We start from the raw sequence: 20,286 nt of genomic DNA, 5'->3' as shown, positions 1-20,286 counted from the left end.
CGGCGTGGGCTGGGCGGCCGGACGCGCCGCCGCCGACCGGGCCGCGCTGCACGGGCGGGCCGGGCAGCTCCGCCGGTAGGCCGGGCCCCGCGGTGCCCGACCCGCCCCGACAAGATCCACCCGGAGCCCGGCGGCGCTCCGACGGACCTGATAGAACGTAGTCCGCCACGAACGAAGGGGGATTCGACGTGACGGAGCCGGCGGCCGAGTCGGGGTACCGGGACCGGGTGCGCGGAGCGCTGCTCGGCGGAGCGATCGGCGATGCGCTGGGCTGGCCGGTGGAGTTCCAGCAGCTCCACCAGATCCGGGACCGGTACGGACCGGACGGCGTGACCGCGCTGCCGGCCGGGCCCGGCCCGGTGGAGGTCACCGACGACACCCAGATGACGCTGTTCACCGCCGAGGGCCTGATCCGCGGCTTCGTCCGCGGCTGGACGGGCGGCGGCGGCTCGGTGCCGGAGGCCGTCCACGGCGCCTACCGGCGCTGGCTGCGCACCCAGTACCAGGGCGCGCCGGACACCGCGCCGCAGCCCCGCCCGTACGACGGCTGGCTGCTGAGCCGGCCCTTCCTGTACGCGCGGCGGGCGCCGGGCAACGCGTGCCTGAGCGGGGCGTCCGAGCACCCGGTGTTCGAGGCGCCGTCCGCGATCGGGCTGGCCGGGCCGGTCAACCCGGGCTCCAAGGGCTGCGGCACGGTGATGCGCTCGGCGCCGTTCGGACTGGCCAGGCTGGGCGCCGAACAGTCCTTCGGGCTGGCGGTGCAGTGCGCCCAGCTCACCCACGGACACCCGACCGGCTACCTCGCGGCGGGCGCCTTCGCGGCGCTGGTCGAGCGGCTCGCGAACGGCACCGAGCCGTGGGCGGCGGTCGGCGAGACGGTGGAGCAGATCCGCGAGCTGCCGAGCTCCAAGGAGACCGTCCAGGCGCTGGCCCGGGCGGTGCGGCTGGCCCAGGAGGCCGAGCCGGCGGCGGAGACGGTGGAGCGGGTCGGGCTCGGCTGGATCGCCGAGGAGTGCCTGGCCATCGCGGTGTACTCGCTGCTGGCGGCCACCCTGGACCCCGACCCGGTGCGCACCGCGCTGCTGCTGTCGGTGAACCACTCCGGGGACAGCGACTCCACCGGCGCGGTCTGCGGCAACCTGGTCGGGGCCGCGTACGGCGCCGCGGCGCTGCCCGCCGAGTGGGCCGGAGCGGTCGAGGGCCGTACGGAGCTGCGGCAGGTCGCGGACGACCTGCTGGTGCTGTTCGGCAGCCGCGACCCGCTGCACCCGGGGCTCGGCGGGCGCTACCCGGCCTGGTGAGCCGCCCGGGCGGCGCGCCCACGGGTCCCCCGGGGCCCACCGGGCTTGCCGGGCCTACCGGGCCTGCGGGTCGGTGACCTGGCCGAGGAACAGCGGCGCCCCGCCCCTGGTGTCCCGGATCAGGAACAGGAACGGCCGGTCGAGGTGCAGCCGGACGGGCTTGTCGGCCTGCGGCGCCGCCGCCGCCTCCATCCCGGCACCGCTGCCGGCCGCCGCGACCGTACCCTTCTCGTCGACCTCGACGGTGGCCTTCTGCACCACCGTGCCGACGACGAGCGGGTCCTTGGTGATGCCGCCGAAGTCGGCCCCGTCGAAGGCCGCCCGCACGCCGAGCGAGCGCAGCGCCGGGGTCAGCTCCTCCGAGGTGCCGAAGTGGAAGCGCGGCAGCTGGAGGTCGACCGGCCGCTCGGCGAGGGCGCCGAGGATGCGGTCGAGCTGGGGCTGGTCCAGGCTCTTGGCGAAATCGGCGAAGCCGCCCTGCGCGGGGACGATCAGGTCCATCACCAACCCGCCGTCCGCGTAAGGGAGTTCGACGGCCTGCCAGGGCTCGCCGGCGATCCCGCCGGAGCCGTCGGCGTACTTGAAGTCCCCGGTCTGCCCCATCGTGGGGACGGCCGGAGCGGAGCCGTCGAGCTTGTGGAACGGGCGGTCGGCGGTGTGCGAGGGCTTGAAGGCGGAGGCCCACTCGGCCTTGAGGCAGAGCGCGTCGGTGAGCACCAGCCGGGTGTCCTGGGTGATCGCGCCCTGGCCGAACAGGTCCTTGATCCGGCCGTCGGTGGCCTTCTCCACGGTCTCGTTGACGGTCTTGCGGGCCCCGTCCGGGTCCTTGGCGAAGTCGGTCTGGTGCACGCCGGTGTCGAAGGCGGCGGCGAGGGTGGCCAGGTAGTCCGGGGCGACGGACAGTCCCCGCTGGGTCCAGACGTCGTCGCTGCGGCTCAGGGTGAGCTTGCCGGTCGCCGGGACCGGCCGGTTCAGCTCGCCGGTGGCGAGCGCGTACTGCTGCGGGGTGAGCCCGGTGTGCAGGGCCTTGGCGAGTTCCTCGGCGGTGGTGCCGCGGGCGCCGGGCAGCAGCATGGCGAGCAGGGTGGCCAGGCCGGACGGGGAGACCACCAGGTTGCGGTCGGCCGCGTCCGGCTGGGCGGTCAGGGTGTGCAGGAGGTCCAGGCCGAAGGCGTCGGTGGCGGCCGCGGTGGCGGCCACCTGGGCCGGGTCGACCGCCGGCCGACTCGCGGGCGCGGAGGCCCTGAGCTCCACGGGCGCGGCGGCCCCGGTGCTGCCGCAGCCGGCGAACAGCGGCGTGGCGAGCGCGGCCGCGAGGAGCAGCGCCGCCGGGCGGCGGAGGGTGCGGCGGGGTCCGGTGCTGCGGGTTCCGGTGCTGCGGGGTCCGGTGCTGCGGTTCGTCATGGCCCTTCGACGTGCCGCCCCGTCGACCGGTTCCACCCGGCCCGCACCCGCCGCCTCCCGCCGCCTCCCCGGCAGGCCGCGCTTCCCCGTCAGACCTCGACCAGCAGTTCCCTGAGCCCGCGGATCACGTAGCCCGGGTTCCACTCGGGCTCGCGGACCAGCCGCAGGCCCGGCGCCCGGCGCAGCAGGGTGCCGTAGGACTCGGTGAGCTCCAGCCGGGCGAGCGGGGCACCGAGGCAGAAGTGGATTCCGGCGCCGAAGGTGATGTGCGGGTTGTCGGTGCGGCCGAGGTCGAGGCGGTCCGGGTCGGCGAAGCGCTCGGGGTCGCGGTTGGCGGAGCCGAACAGCAGGGCGATCTCGGCGCCGCGCGGGATGGTGACGCCGCCGACCTCGATGTCCTCCAGCACCCAACGCTCGAACATCTGCAACGGGGTGTCCCAGCGCATCAGTTCCTCGACGGCGGTGGGCAGCAGCTCGTCCACCGAGCCGCGCAGCCGGGCGAGTTCGCCGGGGTTGCGGAACAGCGCCCACCAGCCGTTGCCGGTGGTGTTGACGGTCGCCTCGTGGCCGGCGTTGAGCAGCAGCACGCAGGTGGAGATCATCTCCTGCTCGCTGAGCGCGTCGGAGCCCTCCTGGGCCTGGATCAGTGCGCTGATCAGGTCGCCGCCGGGGGCGGTGCGGCGCTCGCGGATCAGGGCGCGCAGGTAGTCGGAGAACTCGACGCTCGCGGTGACGGCCCGGCGGGCGGCCTCCTCGCTCGGGTTGAGCTCGAACATCCCGGTGATGTCGGAGGACCACGGCCGCAGCAGGTGCCGGTCGGCCTCCGGCACGCCGAGCATCTCGGCGATCACGGCGACCGGCAGCGGCTCGGCGACGGTGGCGATCAGGTCGCCGCCGCCGGCCGCGAGCAGCTCGTCGACCAGATCCCCGGCCAGCCGCCGCACGGTGGGGCGCAGGCCCTCGACCATGCGCGGGGTGAAGGCCTTGGAGACCAGCCGGCGGATCCGGGTGTGGTCGGGCGCCTCCAGGTCGAGCAGCCCGTTGTCGTTCAGGGTGTGGAAGGGCTCGTGCGCCGGGTCGGGCTCGGGGCGGCCGAACTCGGCGTGGCTGAAGCGGTGGGTGTAGGTGCGGCCCAGCCGCCGGTCGCGCAGCAGGGCGCTGACGTCCTCGTGGCGCGAGACGAGCCACTGGTTCGTCGGCTCGAAGTACGTCACCGGCGCGTGCTCGCGCAGTTCGGCGTACGCGTCGTACGGGTGGGCCACGAACGCCGCCGACCAGGGGTCGAACGTCACCGTCGTCGTCATCGGTCGATCACTCCAGGCCAGGAGGGGGGAAGCCGGAAGGATCATCGTACGCACGCGGTACGTCCGGGAATATGACCCTTCCGGCTCCCGATCAGGCCCGCTCCAGGACAAGTCGGCGCACCAGCTTCGGCAGCGCCTGGGAGATCGGCTCGCGGATCACCTCGTCCGCCGCCTCGTCGTACGGCGTCGGCTCGGCGTTCAGGATGATCAGCTTCGCCCCGGTCTTCACCGCGTTGTACGGCAGCGCCGCCACCGGGAACACCTGGAGGCTGGTGCCGACCGCGACGAACAGGTCGCAGGCACGGGAAACCGCGTCGGCCTGCCCGAGCACCTCCGGGTCCAGGTTCTCGCCGAACATCACCGTGCGCGGCTTGAGGATCCCCCCGCAGGCCCGGCAGTCCGGGTCCGGCTCCCCCGCCTCGACCCTCGTCAGCGCCTCCGCCATCGGCCCCACCACCCGGCAGCGCAGACACTGCACCTCCCGCGCGGTGCCGTGCAGTTCGAGCACCTTGCGGGCGGTCAGCCCGGCCGCCTGGTGCAGCCCGTCCACGTTCTGGGTGAGCACCCGCACCGGCAGGCCGGAGCGCTCCAGATCGACCAGCGCGCGGTGCCCGGCGTTCGGCTCGGCCAGCAGCGCGCCGGTCTCCAGCCGCATCCGCCAGGCCCGCCGGCGCACCTCGGGGTCGTCCCGGTACGGCCCGATGGTGACCAGCTCCTGGGCCGACGGGTCCTTCTGCCAGAGGCCCTGCGGGCCGCGGTAGTCGGGGATGCCCGAGTCGGTCGAGATGCCCGCGCCGGTGAGCACGGCGATCAGGGGACGCTTCGCGTTCATGCCCCGGACGGTACGGCCGGGAGCCCGCTCCCGGCCACCGAAAATCCGGGTGCGCCCGCCCGGCTCCCGCCGCACACTGGGCCGGTCGCACCGCCGTACCCGAAGGAGCCCCGTGCAGGGAGCAGTCAGCGTCTCGCCCGTCCAGGTCCCCGAGCTGCTGCTCGGGCTGGCCACCGTCCGCCCGGTGTTCCTCTGGGGCGCCCCGGGGATCGGGAAGTCCTCCCTGGTCAGGGAGTTCGCGGAGTCGCTCGGCCTGGAGTGCGTCAGCCTGGTCGGCACCCAGCTCGCCCCGGAGGACCTGATCGGCGTCCCGCAGCTCACGCCCGAGGGCCGCTCCCGGTTCTGCCCGCCCGAGCAGATCGCCCGCGACGAGCCGTACTGCCTGTTCCTGGACGAGCTCAACGCGGCCTCGCCGGACGTCCAGAAGGCCTTCTACTCGCTGATCCTGGACCGCCGGATCGGCTCGTACGAGCTGCCGCCCGGCTCGATCGTGATCGGCGCCGGGAACCGCGCCACCGACGGCGCGCTCGCCCGCCCGATGGCGTCCGCGCTCGTCAACCGCATGGTCCACGTCCACCTGCGGGCCAGCGCCGGGGACTGGCTGCGCTGGGCGGCCGGCGCCGGGATCCACCCCTGGGTCGTCGACTACCTCACCGACCGGCCCGACCACCTGTGGACCGCCCCGCCGAAGACCGAGGAACCGTTCTCCACCCCGCGCGCCTGGCACATGCTCTCCGACGCGCTGCACTCCTTCGGCCCGACCGTGGACGAGGAGACCCTCAAGGTCCTCGCGCACGGCCTGCTCACCGCGCAGCACGCGGTCGCCTTCGGCGGCTACGCGAAGATCGTCCGCAACTCCTACGGCCTGGCGGCGATCCTCAGGGGCGACGCCCGGTGGCCGCACCGGCCGGAGGACCGCGACCTGCTCTACTACCTGGCCGACTCCTTCCGCGGCCGCCTGGCCAAGGAGCTGCCCGCGAGCAAGGAGCACGCCTCCGGGGCACAGCGGCAGACCGCCTTCCGGGCCAAGTCGCTGCTGGTGCAGCTGGCCGAGATCTCGGTGGAGGTCGCCCAGACGGTGATCGCCGACGGTCCGGACGGCAACCCGGTGCTGCCCTCCTGGTTCCTGATCGAGGCGGCCCGGGACATGCCCCGGCTGGTCGAGGCCCGCCGGTGAAGCCCTCCGCCGCTCCCAAGGACCCGGGCGCCGAGGCCTTCGCGGCGGGCGTCCGGCTGCTCCACCGCAACCCGGCCCTCGCCGCCCTGCGCGCCGGCTTCTGCCGCAGCGAGGCCTGTACCAGGGCCCCCGTCGACGGCTGGGCGGTGGTCGACTCGGCCGGCACCGTGCACGTCGACCCGCGCCGCCGGGCCGAGCCCGAGGAGTGGGCCTGGGCGCTGGCCCACTGCCTGCTGCACCTCGGCTTCGGGCACGTCCCGGCCGCCCGCGGCCCCCGCGTCCAGCCGGACGCCCCGCTGGCCGCCGCCCGCTGCGCGGTGGTCAACCGCTTCCTCGCGACCTTCCCGGTGGGCCGCGCCCCGGTCGTCCTCCCGCAGCAGTACCCCGGCGGCGACGAGGAGGAGCTGGCCGCCCGCTGGCGCCGTGACGGCCTGCCGCCGCCCGCCACCGCGGGGACGGCCGGCACCGCCGGACGCGACCAGCTGCTGGTCGAGTGGCACGGCCACGGGCAGCCCGACGACTGGTCTGCGGCCTTCGCCTCCGCGCTCACCCGTACCGTGTCCGCCGCGATGGACCGGGCCGGCGGCCGGATCGACGCCGACACCGGCGAACGGCTGCCCCAGCGGCCCTGGGACAGGGCGCTCAACTGGTTCGTCTCCTCGTACCCCCTGCTCGGCGGCATCGCGGCCGGCCTCACCGTCGTCGCCGACGCCGAACTGGCCCGGGCCCACGGCATCGCCGTCGCCGCCGTCAACGCCGAGGCCGGCGAGATCTACGTCAACCCGCTGCGCCACCACAGCGACGAGGAGTGGCGGTTCATCCTCGGCCACGAGATGCTGCACGCCGCCCTGCGGCACGGCGAGCGCCGCGGGGGCCGCGACCCGTTCCTGTTCAACGTCGCCGCCGACTACGTGATCAACGGCTGGCTGCTGGAGATGGGCGTCGGCGAGATGCCCGAAGGGCTGCTGCACGACCCGCGGCTGAAGGGCCTGTCGGCCGAGGAGGTGTACGACCGGATCGTCCGCGACCAGCGCCGGATCCGCCGCCTCGCCACCCTCGCCGGGAAGAACCGCCCCGACATCCTCGGCGAACCGCTGGACCGCGGCCCGCGCGCCTACGTGGACCTGGACGACTTCTACCGGCGCGGCCTCCAGCAGGGCTTCGAGCTGCACCGGCGCGAACGCGGCCTGCTCCCGGCCGGGCTGGTCGAGGAGATCCGCGCACTCGCCCACCCGCCGCTGCCCTGGGACGCCCGGCTGGCACGCTGGTTCGACGAGTTCGTGCCGAGCCCGGAGCCGGTGCGCAGCTACGCCCGCCCGGCCCGCCGGCAGTCCGCCACCCCGGACATCCCCCGGGCCGGCCGCCACCGCCCCGCGGAGGAGGTGCCGCGCTGCACCTTCGGGGTGGTCCTGGACACCTCGGCCTCGATGAGCCGGACGCTGCTCGGCAAGGCGCTCGGCGCGATCGCCTCCTACGCCGCCGCCCGGGACGTCCCGGCCGCCCGGGTGGTGCACTGCGACGCCGCACCGCACGACGCCGGGTACCTACCGGTCGAGGAGATCGCCGGGCGGCTGCGGGTGCACGGACGCGGCGGCACCGTCCTCCAGCCGGGCATCGACCTGCTGGAGCGGGCCGAGGACTTCCCGCCCGGAGCGCCCGTCCTGGTGATCACCGACGGCGAGTGCGACGTGCTGCGGGTCCGGCGCGAGCACGCCTTCCTCGTCCCGCGCGGCGCGGTGCTGCCGTTCACCCCGCGCGGGCCGGTCTTCCTGATGAGCTGACGGCCGCCGGCCCGCCTCAGGCCGGTACGACGGCACCCGGTGCCCCGGCCGGACGGGCGAGCGGGGCGAGGGCGAGCAGGTAGCAGGCGGCGGCGACCGGCACGAATGCCAGGTCGGCTCCCGACGCCAGGGTGCCGAGCAGCACCAGCACCGGGCTCCACCAGCGCAGTGCCCGGGAACGGCCCGCCGCCGCAGCGGTCAGCAGCGCCAGCAGGCCGACGTGGAAGAGCAGCGGGCCGACCTGGTAGACGGCCGGCAGCACGCCGGGGACGTCCTGCACCCGGTCGAACATCCGCGACTGCTCGGCTCCGTCCGCCGCCGTCAGCCCGACCACCAGGTCGATCCCGATCTGCGTCAGCGAGCAGGCCAGCCCGGTGACCGCCGTCCCCAGCGCCGCCCCGGCCGCGAACCGCCCGGCCGTCGTCCCTCCCGGGGCGAGCAGCCGGCGCAGGGCGAGCAGCAGCGGGGCGAACAGCAACAGCCCGGCGAACATCGCGGCGTGCCCGGTCGTCCAACCGGGGCCAGGCTCGCGGGAGCCCGGCAGCAGCCGGATGCCGCCGTAGAGGGCCATCAGTGCGGGTGCGCCGACGACGGCCAAGGGGGTGAGGCGGGCCGTCCGGGCGCCGCCCAGTCCGTGCGAGGTGGTCCCGGCGTACGGGGTGGTCCGAGTGGCGTTCATCCGAGAAGCTCCAGTGGTGGGGTCCGTTCCGACACCGCAGAGCCTGTCGGCCGCACCCCTCGTCCCGGATCGCCCGCACCGGCGAACCGGCCGCCTCCCCCGTACGACGGAGGCCGGACGGAGCCGTCGGGCACCACCGCGGCCGGGAAGGGCTCAGCCCTCCCCCGCCACCACCGCCCCGGCCTCGTACGCGAACACCACCGCGTGCACCCGGTCCCGCAGCCCGAGCTTGCTCAGCACGTTGCTGACGTGGGTCTTCACCGTGTGCTCGCTGACCACCAGCTCGGCCGCGATCTCCGCGTTGGACAGCCCGCGCGCGATCAGCTGCAGCGTCTCCCGCTCGCGCAGGGTCAGCTGCTCCAGTCGCCGCGACGGCGGCCGCGCCGCCCGCTCCGGCGCCCCCGGCCGCCGGGCCGCGAACTCGCCGATCAGCCGCCTGGTCACCGAGGGCGCGAGCAGCGCCTCGCCCGAGGCGACCATCCGCACCCCGTGCGCCAGGTCGTCCCGCCGGACGTCCTTGAGCAGGAAGCCGCTGGCGCCCGCGTACAGCGCGTCGAAGACGTAGTCGTCGACGTCGAAGGTGGTCAGCATGATCACCCGGGTGGCCGGGAACTCCGCGCACACCCGGCGGGCCGCCTCCAGCCCGTCCATCACCGGCATCCGGACATCCAGCAGCAGCACGTCCGGGTCGTGCTCGCGCACCGCCTCGATCGCCTCGGCGCCGTCGCAGGCCTCGGCCACCACCTCGATGTCCGGCTGCGCGTCCAGGATCATCCCGAACCCGGCCCGCACCAGCTCCTGGTCGTCTGCGACGACCACCCGTATCGGCGTCATCCCTCCACCCTCTCCACCGTCGTGTCCGCCCCCAGCGGCAGCCGGGCGCTCACCAGGAAACCCCTGCCCTCCGGGCCCGGACCGGCCTCCGCCCGCCCGCCACAGGCCGCCGCCCGCTCCCGGATGCCGACCAGCCCGCGGCCACCGGACCAGCCGGCCACCGTACGGCCGGCCACCGGCGGCACTCCGCGGCCGTTGTCCGAGACCAGGACCTCCAGCACCTGCCCGGATCGCCGCACCCGGACCGCCGCCCGGTCCGCCCCGGCGTGCTTGACGGTGTTGGTCAGCGCCTCCTGGACGATCCGGTACACCGCCGCCTCCACGTCCCCGGGCAGCCCGCCCCGCCCCCGGGGAAGTTCGAGCTCCACCCTCAGACCGGCCCCGCGCACCCGCTCGACCACCGCGGCGAGTTCGGCCAGCCTGGGCTGCGGCGCCAGCTCCCGGCCGGCCTCCGGGTCCTTCAGCACCCCGAGCACCCGCCGCAGCTGGACCATCGCGTCGCGGCCCGCGTCGGCGATGTTGTCGAACGTCCGGATCGCCCGGTCCGGATCGCCGCGCACCACCACGGGACCGGCCTCGGCCTGGATCACCATCAGCGAGACCGCGTGCGCCAGGATGTCGTGCATCTCCCTGGCGATCCTGGACCGCTCCTCCGCCACCGCCCTGGCCGCGTCGCTCGCCGCCCGCTCGCCGGCCTCCCTGGCACGCTCCGCCTGCACCCTGGCCAGCTGCCGCTGGGCGCGCACCAGCGAGCCGAACACGAAGGTGCCGACGGAGGTGACCAGGCTGAACAGCGCGCCGTTCGGCGACTGGGTGCCGATCACGTTGCCGGCCACCGCCACCGCCAGCACGCTCCACCGCACCCGCTCCGAGGAACGTTCCGCCACCGTGTACAGGGAGATCACCCCGGACAGCGGCACCTGGGGGTTGGCCGAGTGCGCCACGACCGAGATCACCAGCGACGGCGCCAGCACCAGCACCAGCACCGTCAGCGGCGCCCGGCGCCGCCAGGGCAGCGGGAGCGCGGTCACCACCGCGAGCAGGTAGATCCACCACGGGCGAGCCGTGTCGTCGTAGTACACCGCCCAGACCGCGACCCCGGCCGCCGCCCCCGCCAGCAGCGAGTCCGGCAGGTACGGGCTCAGCCCGTCCGCCCGGCCCCACCCGCGCGCCACACGCTCCACCCCGGCCCCTCCCCCGTCACCGGGGACGCCACCCCGGCGGAGAAGATCATGCCCTACCGGCAGGACCTCGGGAACGCCCGAGTCAGACACCGGTGACCGTCACACCGCCGGTCTCCGCCCGGGCGCTGATGCTGCGCGCCGCCCCCGGCTGCGAGGGGATGCCCAGCTCCACCCCGCCGACCGAGGCCCGCGCGTCCACCGCGTACGCCTCCCCGGCCGGCACCCGCAGCCGCACCCCACCGTTGGAGGTGCTCGCCTCCACCATCGAGGGCGCTACGGCGAAGTCGGCCCGCACCCCGCCGTCCACCGCGGACAGCCGTACCCGCGGGGACCTCAGCCCGCTGGCCTCGACCCCGCCGTTGGTCGCGTCTGCCTCCGTCTCGCCGGCCAGGCCCGTCAGCTTGACGCCGCCGTTACCCGACTTCACCCGCACCTTGGTCCCGGCGGGCACCTGCACGGTGTAGCCGATCCCGCAGCGGCCACAGTCGTAGGTCAGCTTCAGCACGCCGTCCTTCACCTCGTGGGTGCTCTTCGGCTCGCCCCCCTTGTAGTTCTGCTTCTCGACCACGTGCACGCCGTCGCCGCCTCCGTTCACCACCACCCCGCCGTTGATCCCCTCGACGACGAGCTCCCGGACCGGCTCTGCCACCACGTAGCCCACCGTCCGGTGCTCCTCCTCGCCACCGATCGGCAGACAGCCCGACATCCCGGCCAGCACCCCCGCCGTGATCGCCACCGCGCCCAGCACCCGCTTCATCCCCGGCTCCTTCGCCCGCCCGTCGTCCCGACGCCGAGAACCCTCCCCCAGCCGCGTGCGCCACCGCCTCCCCCGCCGGAGCGGTTCTCGCCCCTCCCCCGTACGGCGGAGCCGACCGGACCCCGGGAACGCCGAAGGGCCCGGAGGCTTGATGCCTCCGGGCCCTTCGTCTTTGTAGCGGGGACAGGATTTGAACCTGCGACCTCTGGGTTATGAGCCCAGCGAGCTACCGAGCTGCTCCACCCCGCGTCGGTAAACACGACTCTACGCGACTTCACCCGGATCACCTAATCGCCTCCCCTTCGGGCCCCGACCGGCGCCGCCGGCACCGTCCGCGGTGCCGGCACGGGCCCGGAAACGCCGCAGGGCGGCCACCCCCTGAGGGGTGACCGCCCTGCGATCAGTGACCTGCGCCCCTCCCGCCCGATGACGGGCGGGAAGGGGGACTCAGCCGGTGTACGGGCCGTAGTCGTAGTCGTCCAGCGGAACAGCCTGGCCGGAGCCGGCGCCGAAGGGCGACAGGTCGTAGTCGTCGTAGCCGACGGCCGAGTACATCGCGGCCTTGGCCTCCTCGGTCGGCTCGACCCGGATGTTGCGGTAGCGGGGCAGACCCGTACCGGCCGGGATGAGCTTACCGAGGATGACGTTCTCCTTGAGGCCCAGCAGCGGGTCCGACTTGGCGTGGATCGCCGCGTCGGTGAGGACCCGGGTCGTCTCCTGGAAGGAGGCGGCCGACAGCCAGGACTCGGTGGCCAGCGAGGCCTTGGTGATACCCATCAGCTGCGGACGGCCGGAGGCGGGGTGACCGCCCTCGGCGACCACGCGACGGTTCTCGGTCTCGAAGCGGCCGCGCTCGACGAGCTCGCCCGGGAGCAGCTCGGCGTCGCCCGACTCGATGATCGTCACGCGGCGGAGCATCTGCCGGATGATGATCTCGATGTGCTTGTCGTGGATCGACACGCCCTGCGAGTTGTAGACCTTCTGGACCTCGGCGACCAGGTGGACCTGGACGGCACGCTGGCCCATGATGCGCAGGACGTCGTGCGGGTTGGTGGCACCCATGGTCAGCTTCTGGCCGACCGCGACCGCCTCGCCCTCGCTGACGAGCAGCTTCACACGCTTCGAGACCGGGTAGGCGATCTCGTCGGTGCCGTCGTCCGGCGTGACGACCAGCTTGCGGGTCTTCTCGGTGTCCTCGATGCGGACCCGGCCCTGCGCCTCCGAGATCGGGGCCACACCCTTGGGGGTACGGGCCTCGAAGAGCTCGACGACACGCGGCAGACCCTGGGTGATGTCGTCACCGGCCACACCACCGGTGTGGAAGGTACGCATGGTCAGCTGGGTACCGGGCTCACCGATGGACTGGGCGGCGATGATGCCGACCGCCTCACCGATGTCGACCAGCTTGCCGGTGGCCAGCGAACGCCCGTAGCACATGGCGCAGGTGCCGACGGCCGACTCACAGGTCAGGATCGAGCGGGTCTTGACCTCGCCGATGCCGTGGCGGATCAGCTCGTCGATCAGCACGTCACCGAGGTCGGTGTTGGCGGTGGCAAGGAGCTTGCCGTCCACCGTGATGTCCTCGGCGAGCATGCGGGCGTAGACGCTGGTCTCGACGTCGTCGGCCTTGCGCAGCACGCCGTCCGCACCCACGGAGCCGATCGACAGCTTCAGGCCGCGCTCGGTGCCGCAGTCCTCCTCGCGAATGATGACGTCCTGGGAGACGTCGACCAGACGACGGGTGAGGTAGCCGGAGTCGGCGGTACGGAGGGCGGTGTCGGCCAGACCCTTACGGGCACCGTGGGTGGAGATGAAGTACTCCAGCACGGACAGGCCCTCACGGAACGAGGCCTTGATCGGACGCGGGATGGTCTCGTTCTTCGCGTTCGACACCAGACCACGCATACCGGCGATCTGGCGCATCTGCATCATGTTTCCACGAGCACCCGAGTCGACCATCATGAAGATGGGGTTCGTCTTCGGGAAGTTCTCGTTCATGGCCTCGGCGACCTCGTTGGTCGCCTGGGTCCAGATGCCGATGAGCTCCTGCTTGCGCTCGTCGTTGGTGATCAGGCCGCGCTCGTACTGACGCTGGACCTTCTCCGCCTTCGCCTCGTAGCCCTCGAGGATCTGGGGCTTGTTCGGCGGGACGACGACGTCCGAGATCGAGACGGTGACACCCGAGCGGGTCGACCAGTGGAAGCCGGACGCCTTCAGGTTGTCCAGGGTCGCCGCGACGACGACCTTGGGGTAGCGCTCCGCCAGGTCGTTGACGATCGCGGAGAGCTGCTTCTTGCCCACCTCGTAGTCGACGAACGGGTAGTCCTCGGGCAGCAGCTCGTTGAAGAGCGCGCGGCCCAGGGTGGTGGTCAGGCGGAAGGGCTCGCCCTCGTACCAGGACGACCGGCCGTCCTCGTCCACCGGCGGGGTCCAGCCGCGCGGCGGGACGGTGCCGGCCTGGAGGCGCAGCTCGATCGGGGCCTGCACGTCCAGGTCGCGGGCGTCGAAGGCCATGATCGCCTCGGCGGTCGACGAGAAGGTGCGGCCGGCGCCCTTCACGTTGTCGCGGTCCGAGGTCAGGAAGAACAGACCGAGCACCATGTCCTGGGTCGGCATGGTGACGGGGCGACCGTCGGCCGGCTTCAGGATGTTGTTCGAGGACAGCATCAGGATGCGGGCCTCGGCCTGCGCCTCCGCGGAGAGCGGCAGGTGGACGGCCATCTGGTCACCGTCGAAGTCCGCGTTGAACGCGGTGCAGACGAGCGGGTGGATCTGGATGGCCTTGCCCTCGACCAGCTGCGGCTCGAAGGCCTGGATGCCGAGGCGGTGCAGGGTGGGCGCGCGGTTCAGCAGGACCGGGTGCTCGGCGATGACCTCTTCGAGCACGTCCCACACGACCGGACGGGCACGCTCGACCATGCGCTTGGCCGACTTGATGTTCTGCGCGTGGTTCAGGTCGACCAGGCGCTTCATCACGAACGGCTTGAAGAGCTCCAGCGCCATGGCCTTCGGCAGACCGCACTGGTGCAGCTTGAGCTGCGGGCCGACGACGATGACCGAACGGGCCGAGTAGTCGACTCGCTTGCCGAGCAGGTTCTGACGGAAACGACCCTGCTTGCCCTTCAGCATGTCGCTGAGGGACTTCAGCGGGCGGTTGCCCGGGCCGGTGACCGGACGGCCGCGGCGGCCGTTGTCGAACAGCGCGTCGACGGCCTCCTGGAGCATGCGCTTCTCGTTGTTCACGATGATCTCGGGGGCACCGAGGTCGAGAAGCCGCTTCAGGCGGTTGTTGCGGTTGATGACGCGGCGGTACAGGTCGTTCAGGTCGGAGGTCGCGAAGCGGCCACCGTCCAGCTGCACCATCGGACGCAGGTCCGGCGGGATGACCGGGACGCAGTCCAGCACCATGCCGTTGGGCTTGTTGGTGGTCTGCAGGAACGCGGAGACGACCTTGAGGCGCTTCAGCGCACGGGTCTTCTTCTGGCCCTTGCCGGTGCGGATGATCTCGCGCAGGCGCTCGGACTCCTCCGCCAGATCGAAGGTCTCCAGGCGGTCCTTGAGGGCCGCCGCGCCCATCGAGCCGGAGAAGTAGGTGCCGAAGCGGTCGCGCAGCTCGCGGTAGAGCAGCTCGTCGCCCTCCAGGTCCTGGACCTTGAGGTTCTTGAAGCGGGCCCACACCTCGTCGAGGCGGTCGAGCTCGCGCTGCGCGCGGTCGCGCAGCTGCTTCATCTCGCGCTCGGCGCCCTCGCGCACCTTGCGGCGCACGTCGGCCTTGGCGCCCTCGGCCTCCAGCTCGGCCAGGTCGGTCTCGGCCTTCTTGGCGCGGGCTTCGAGGTCGGAGTCGCGACGGTTCTCGATCTGCTGGCGCTCGACCGAGACGTGCGCCTCCAGGGACGGCAGGTCGCGCTGGCGGCGCTCGTCGTCGACCCAGGTGATCATGTAGGCGGCGAAGTAGATGACCTTCTCGAGGTCCTTCGGCGCCAGGTCGAGCAGGTAGCCCAGGCGGGACGGCACGCCCTTGAAGTACCAGATGTGGGTGACCGGAGCGGCCAGCTCGATGTGGCCCATCCGCTCGCGGCGCACCTTGGCGCGGGTCACCTCGACACCGCAGCGCTCGCAGATGATGCCCTTGAAGCGGACGCGCTTGTACTTACCGCAGTAGCACTCCCAGTCCCGGGTGGGGCCGAAGATCTTCTCGCAGAAGAGTCCGTCCTTTTCGGGCTTCAGGGTGCGGTAGTTGATGGTCTCCGGCTTCTTGACCTCGCCGTGGGACCACTGGCGGATGTCGTCGGCGGTGGCCAGGCCGATGCGGAGCTCGTCGAAGAAGTTGACGTCAAGCACTGGTCGTCAAGCCCTCTTTCGTAAGTCGAGAGTCGTTCAATGTGGTCTGAGGGGGGCCTGGGGGCGGGCCGGCCGCTGCTGCGGCCGGCCCCACCTCCGTCAGACCTCTTCGACGCTGCTCGGCTCGCGCCGGGACAGGTCGATGCCGAGCTCCTCGGCGGCGCGGAACACGTCCTCGTCCGAGTCCCGCATCTCGATGGACTGGCCGTCCGAGGACAGCACCTCCACGTTGAGGCAGAGCGACTGCATTTCCTTGATGAGGACCTTGAAGGACTCGGGAATGCCGGGCTCGGGGATGTTCTCGCCCTTGACGATGGCCTCGTAGACCTTCACTCGGCCGAGGACGTCGTCGGACTTGATGGTGAGCAGCTCCTGGAGTGCGTAGGCCGCGCCGTACGCCTCGAGGGCCCACACCTCCATCTCACCGAAGCGCTGGCCACCGAACTGCGCCTTACCACCGAGCGGCTGCTGGGTGATCATCGAGTACGGACCGGTCGAGCGGGCGTGCAGCTTGTCGTCGACCAGGTGGTGCAGCTTGAGGATGTACATGTAGCCGACCGAGACCGGCATCGGGAACGGCTCGCCGGAGCGGCCGTCGAACAGCCGGGCCTTGCCGGTGGAGTTCACCAGGCGCTCACCGTCACGGGTGAGGGTGGTGTTGTCCAGCAGGCCGGTGATCTCGTCCTCGCGGGCGCCGTCGAAGACCGGGGTGGCGAGGTTGGTGCCGCCCTCGACCTTGTCCGCGCCGATCACCTGGAGGCGCTGGGCCCACTCGTCGGCGAGGCCGGAGACGTCCCAGCCCTGCTTGGCGAGCCACCCGAGGTGGATCTCCAGGACCTGTCCCGGGTTCATTCGGGACGGGACACCCAGCGGGTTCAGGATGATGTCGACCGGGGTGCCGTCCTCCAGGAACGGCATGTCCTCGACCGGCAGGATCTTGGAGATGACGCCCTTGTTGCCGTGACGGCCGGCGAGCTTGTCACCGTTGGTGATCTTGCGCTTCTGGGCCACGTAGACGCGGACCAGCTGGTTGACGCCCGGGGGCAGCTCGTCGCCCTCTTCGCGGTCGAAGACGCGGACGCCGATGACCTTGCCGGACTCACCGTGCGGGACCTTCAGCGAGGTGTCGCGGACCTCACGGGCCTTCTCACCGAAGATCGCGCGGAGCAGGCGCTCCTCGGGGGTCAGCTCGGTCTCACCCTTCGGGGTGACCTTGCCGACCAGGATGTCGCCGGTGACGACGTCGGCGCCGATGCGGATGATGCCGCGCTCGTCGAGGTCGGCGAGGACCTCCTCGGAGACGTTCGGGATGTCCCGGGTGATCTCCTCGGGGCCGAGCTTGGTGTCACGGGCGTCGACCTCGTGCTCCTCGATGTGGATCGAGGAGAGGACGTCGTCCTGCACGAGGCGCTGCGACAGGATGATCGCGTCCTCGTAGTTGTGACCCTCCCACGACATGAACGCCACGAGCAGGTTCTTGCCGAGGGCCATCTCGCCCTCGTCGGTGCACGGGCCGTCGGCCAGCACCTGGCCGGCCTCGACCCGGGCGCCCTCGTCCACGAGCACCTTCTGGTTGAAGGCGGTGCCCTGGTTGGAGCGGGTGAACTTGGCGGCGCGGTACGTGGTGTACGTGCCGTCGTCGTTCGCCACGGTGACGTAGTCGGCCGAGACCTCCTGGACGACACCCGCCTTCTCGGCGGAGATGACGTCCTGGGCGTCGACGGCGCAGCGGTACTCCATGCCGGTGCCGACCAGCGGGGCCTCGCTCTTCAGCAGCGGCACCGCCTGACGCATCATGTTCGAGCCCATGAGCGCGCGGTTGGCGTCGTCGTGCTCGAGGAACGGGATCATGGCGGTCGCGACCGACACCATCTGGCGCGGCGAGACGTCCATGTAGTCGATCTCGGTGCCCGGGATGTAGTCGATCTCGCCACCACGGCGGCGGACCAGGACACGCGGCTCGGCGAAGTGCAGGTCCGCGGTCAGCGGCGCGTTCGCCTGGGCGATGACGTAGCGGTCCTCCTCGTCGGCGGTGAGGTAGTCCACCTTCTCGGTGACCACACCGTCGACGACCTTGCGGTACGGGGTCTCGATGAAGCCGAACGCGTTGACCCGGCCGTACGAGGCCAGCGAGCCGATCAGACCGATGTTCGGGCCTTCGGGCGTCTCGATCGGACACATGCGGCCGTAGTGCGAGGGGTGCACGTCACGGACCTCGAAGCCGGCGCGCTCACGGGAGAGACCGCCGGGGCCGAGGGCGGACAGACGGCGCTTGTGGGTCAGGCCCGACAGCGGGTTCGTCTGGTCCATGAACTGCGACAGCTGGCTGGTGCCGAAGAACTCCTTGATGGAGGCGACGACCGGCCGGATGTTGATCAGGGTCTGCGGCGTGATCGCCTCGACGTCCTGGGTGGTCATGCGCTCACGCACGACGCGCTCCATACGGGCGAGACCCGTACGGACCTGGTTCTGGATGAGCTCGCCGACGTTGCGGAGGCGACGGTTGCCGAAGTGGTCGATGTCGTCGACCTCGACCACGATGTCGCGGCCCTCGCCGTCACGCCACTCGGTCTCGCCGGCGTGCAGCTTCACCAGGTACTTGATCGCACCGATGATGTCGGGCTCGGTGAGCACGCCGGAGTCCAGCGACTCGGCGTTGCCCAGCTTGCGGTTGACCTTGTAACGGCCGACCTTGGCGAGGTCATAGCGCTTCGGGTTGAAGTACAGGTTCTCCAGAAGCGTCTGCGCGGCCTCGCGCGTGGGCGGCTCGCCCGGACGCAGCTTGCGGTAGATGTCCAGCAGCGCGTCGTCCTGGCCCTGGGTGTGGTCCTTCTCCAGGGTGTTGCGCATCGACTCGTACTCGCCGAACTCCTCGAGAATCATCTCGTTGGTCCAGCCGAGGGCCTTGAGCAGCACGGTGACGGACTGCTTGCGCTTGCGGTCGATGCGGACGCCGACCATGTCGCGCTTGTCGATCTCCATCTCCAGCCAGGCACCACGCGAGGGGATGACCTTGCAGGAGTAGATGTCCTTGTCGGACACCTTGTCCAGGGTGGAGTCGAAGTACACACCCGGGGAGCGGACGAGCTGCGACACGACGACACGCTCGGTGCCGTTGATCACGAACGTGCCCTTGTGGGTCATGAGCGGGAAATCGCCCATGAAGACCGTCTGAGACTTGATCTCACCGGTCTCGTTGTTGGTGAACTCGGCCGTGACGAAGAGCGGGGCCGCGAACGTGAAGTCGCGGTCCTTGCACTCGTCAATGGAGTTCTTCGGCGGCTCGAAACGGTGGTCGCGGAAGGTCAACGACATCGACCCGCTGAAGTCCTCGATCGGCGAGATCTCCTCGAAGATCTCCTCCAGACCGGACTTGGTGGGGACGTCCAGACCAGACTCCAGCGCCCGCTCGACCCGGGACTTCCAGGCCGCATTGCCGAGCAGCCAGTCAAAGCTCTCGGTCTGCAGGGCCAGGAGGTTCGGGACCTCGAGGGGCTCCTTGATCTTCGCGAACGAGACGCGAAGCGGAGCGGTGGATGCGGCGGAATTGTTCGAGGCGTTGCGCGGCGCGGCCAAGAGGGGGGTCCTTCCGAGGGCTCGGAGCTCACTACGCGCGTACCGGCCGGGCCTGCTTGGGCTTGGTCCCGCCTCCCTCGCCACTGGCCTCCGCCGGGGTCGGAACCCCAGGTCAGAGCCGCTTTGCGGAGGCGATGCCAGGCCCCTTCAGGGCAACGCAAACTCCGGGCGACGAGTCACGGAGCAGCTAACAGGCAGCGCAAAGGGACAGTGTAGCCAATGGCGACACTGCTGTCCAGCTCTGATTCGGAGACCGAATCGGAGACTCCTCCCGGTAGCCGGCGAGCGCGGACGCCCACCGGGTACTGCTCTAACTCACGTGGAGTCATTTCCCGCCGCGCCACTGGTTATGCATCCAGCAGCGAACCAACCGGGCGGACTCGCGCCTTGAGAATCGCGCGCCGCGCCAGGTTCGTCAAGGGCCCGCCGACGGCGCGGGCCTCGACCTGTCTATCGATCCGGACCCCCTCGGCGTTACAGAAGCCGTGGTGGGGCCGCCCTCGACGACGGTGATCACCATACCTCCCGGCACCGACGGTGCCGAGTGCCCTCTCGGCCACACCGGTGGGCCCTGTCGGCCGCCCGGGCGAACGGCTCCGGGCCCGGAAACGCGAAAAGGCCGGGCCGACCACCCGCAAGGGTGATCGGCCCGGCCCTACGCCCCCTCAGAGGGGGCGCGAGATCACTTGACGGTGACCTTGGCGCCGGCACCCTCGAGGGCGGCCTTGGCCTTCTCGGCAACGTCCTTGGCAACCTTCTCCAGGACCTTGGCACCAGCGGTGTCAACGAGGTCCTTGGCCTCCTTCAGGCCGAGGGAGGTCAGGGTGCGCACCTCCTTGATGACCTGGATCTTCTTGTCGCCGGCACCCTCGAGGATGACGTCGAACTCGTCCTGCTCCTCGACGGCCTCAGCGGCGGCACCGGGGACACCGGCGGCGGCAACGGCGACCGGCGCGGCGGCGGTGACGTCGAACTTCTCCTCGAAGGCCTTCACGAAGGCGGCCAGCTCGATGAGGGTGAGCTCCTCGAACTGCGCGAGCAGCTCGTCCTGGGACAGCTTCGCCATGATGGCGTCCTTCCACTAAATCGGCAGGTTGGTGCCGTATGTACGGGTTG

At 71.8% G+C, this 20,286-nt stretch carries 13 protein-coding genes and 1 tRNA gene; 3 read left to right on the top strand and 11 right to left on the bottom strand.

Annotated features, from left to right (window positions below):
- Positions 1–188: 188 nt before the first annotated feature.
- Positions 189–1,301, top strand: a complete 1,113-nt coding sequence (locus BU198_RS03835) for an ADP-ribosylglycohydrolase family protein (protein ID WP_188295391.1) — start codon at positions 189–191, stop codon at positions 1,299–1,301.
- Between the two features lie 54 nt (positions 1,302–1,355).
- On the opposite strand, the gene BU198_RS03830 is transcribed toward BU198_RS03835, so the two are convergent.
- The 3 genes from BU198_RS03830 to BU198_RS03820 form a co-directional block, all read right to left on the bottom strand.
- Complete coding sequence (locus BU198_RS03830) at positions 1,356–2,705, bottom strand: serpin family protein (protein ID WP_188295390.1); 1,350 nt, start codon at positions 2,703–2,705, stop codon at positions 1,356–1,358.
- A gap of 89 nt (positions 2,706–2,794) precedes the next feature.
- Positions 2,795–4,009: a cytochrome P450 gene (locus BU198_RS03825; protein ID WP_188295389.1), complete on the bottom strand. Its 1,215-nt coding sequence runs from the start codon at positions 4,007–4,009 to the stop codon at positions 2,795–2,797.
- A 91-nt stretch (positions 4,010–4,100) separates the two neighbouring features.
- Complete coding sequence (locus BU198_RS03820; protein ID WP_188295388.1) at positions 4,101–4,841, bottom strand: SIR2 family NAD-dependent protein deacylase; 741 nt, start codon at positions 4,839–4,841, stop codon at positions 4,101–4,103.
- Positions 4,842–4,953: 112 nt separating this feature from the next.
- Here BU198_RS03820 and BU198_RS03815 point away from each other — a divergent pair, with 112 nt between their 5' ends.
- Both BU198_RS03815 and BU198_RS03810 read left to right on the top strand, forming a co-directional pair.
- Positions 4,954–6,018 (top strand): ATP-binding protein, encoded by a 1,065-nt coding sequence (locus BU198_RS03815; RefSeq protein WP_188295387.1) that lies wholly within the window; start codon positions 4,954–4,956, stop codon positions 6,016–6,018.
- Positions 6,015–7,799 carry a DUF2201 family putative metallopeptidase gene (locus BU198_RS03810; protein WP_188295386.1) on the top strand — a complete coding sequence of 595 codons (1,785 nt, stop codon included), beginning with the start codon at positions 6,015–6,017 and terminating at the stop codon, positions 7,797–7,799. The genes BU198_RS03815 and BU198_RS03810 overlap by 4 nt, the downstream gene beginning before the upstream one ends.
- Before the next feature lie 16 nt (positions 7,800–7,815).
- On the opposite strand, the gene BU198_RS03805 is transcribed toward BU198_RS03810, so the two are convergent.
- The 8 genes from BU198_RS03805 to rplL form a co-directional block, all read right to left on the bottom strand.
- Positions 7,816–8,478, bottom strand: coding sequence for a hypothetical protein (locus BU198_RS03805; protein WP_223243894.1), 663 nt, complete (start codon positions 8,476–8,478; stop codon positions 7,816–7,818).
- A gap of 153 nt (positions 8,479–8,631) precedes the next feature.
- A complete protein-coding gene (locus BU198_RS03800) occupies positions 8,632–9,312 on the bottom strand; it encodes a response regulator (protein ID WP_188295385.1) in 681 nt (226 codons plus the stop codon).
- The gene (locus BU198_RS03795; RefSeq protein ID WP_188295384.1) at positions 9,309–10,496 is read right to left on the bottom strand and encodes a sensor histidine kinase; all 1,188 of its coding nucleotides are present in this window, start codon (positions 10,494–10,496) and stop codon (positions 9,309–9,311) included. Before BU198_RS03795 ends, BU198_RS03800 begins: the two co-directional genes overlap by 4 nt.
- 82 nt (positions 10,497–10,578) lie before the next feature.
- On the bottom strand, positions 10,579–11,253 hold the full coding sequence (locus BU198_RS03790) for a DUF4097 family beta strand repeat-containing protein (protein ID WP_188295383.1): 675 nt from the start codon (positions 11,251–11,253) through the stop codon (positions 10,579–10,581).
- Positions 11,254–11,428: 175 nt separating this feature from the next.
- Positions 11,429–11,502, bottom strand: a tRNA-Met gene (locus BU198_RS03785).
- Positions 11,503–11,700: 198 nt separating this feature from the next.
- Entirely contained in the window at positions 11,701–15,594 is a 3,894-nt protein-coding gene (locus tag BU198_RS03780; RefSeq protein WP_188295382.1) for a DNA-directed RNA polymerase subunit beta', read from the bottom strand.
- 99 nt (positions 15,595–15,693) lie between these two features.
- The gene (gene rpoB / locus BU198_RS03775; protein WP_188295381.1) at positions 15,694–19,170 is read right to left on the bottom strand and encodes a DNA-directed RNA polymerase subunit beta; all 3,477 of its coding nucleotides are present in this window, start codon (positions 19,168–19,170) and stop codon (positions 15,694–15,696) included.
- Positions 19,171–19,852: 682 nt separating this feature from the next.
- The gene (gene rplL, locus BU198_RS03770) at positions 19,853–20,236 is read right to left on the bottom strand and encodes a 50S ribosomal protein L7/L12 (protein ID WP_188295380.1); all 384 of its coding nucleotides are present in this window, start codon (positions 20,234–20,236) and stop codon (positions 19,853–19,855) included.
- Positions 20,237–20,286: the final 50 nt, after the last annotated feature.

The organism is Streptomyces sp. CBMA156, from assembly GCF_014596515.1.
Lineage (GTDB): Bacteria > Actinomycetota > Actinomycetes > Streptomycetales > Streptomycetaceae > Kitasatospora.
The sequence above is the reverse complement of the archived record's forward strand: the minus strand, read 5'-3'. Positions and strand labels throughout refer to the sequence as shown.

Excerpts from the sequence above, each read along its gene's own strand:
- BU198_RS03830 (WP_188295390.1), bottom strand. The coding sequence starts at position 2,705 with ATGACGAACCGCAGCACCGGACCCCGCAGCACCGGAACCCGCAGCACC.
- BU198_RS03825 (WP_188295389.1), bottom strand. The coding sequence starts at position 4,009 with ATGACGACGACGGTGACGTTCGACCCCTGGTCGGCGGCGTTCGTGGCC.
- BU198_RS03820 (WP_188295388.1), bottom strand. The coding sequence starts at position 4,841 with ATGAACGCGAAGCGTCCCCTGATCGCCGTGCTCACCGGCGCGGGCATC.
- BU198_RS03805 (WP_223243894.1), bottom strand. The coding sequence starts at position 8,478 with ATGAACGCCACTCGGACCACCCCGTACGCCGGGACCACCTCGCACGGA.
- BU198_RS03800 (WP_188295385.1), bottom strand. The coding sequence starts at position 9,312 with ATGACGCCGATACGGGTGGTCGTCGCAGACGACCAGGAGCTGGTGCGG.
- BU198_RS03790 (WP_188295383.1), bottom strand. The coding sequence starts at position 11,253 with ATGAAGCGGGTGCTGGGCGCGGTGGCGATCACGGCGGGGGTGCTGGCC.
- rplL (WP_188295380.1), bottom strand. The coding sequence starts at position 20,236 with ATGGCGAAGCTGTCCCAGGACGAGCTGCTCGCGCAGTTCGAGGAGCTC.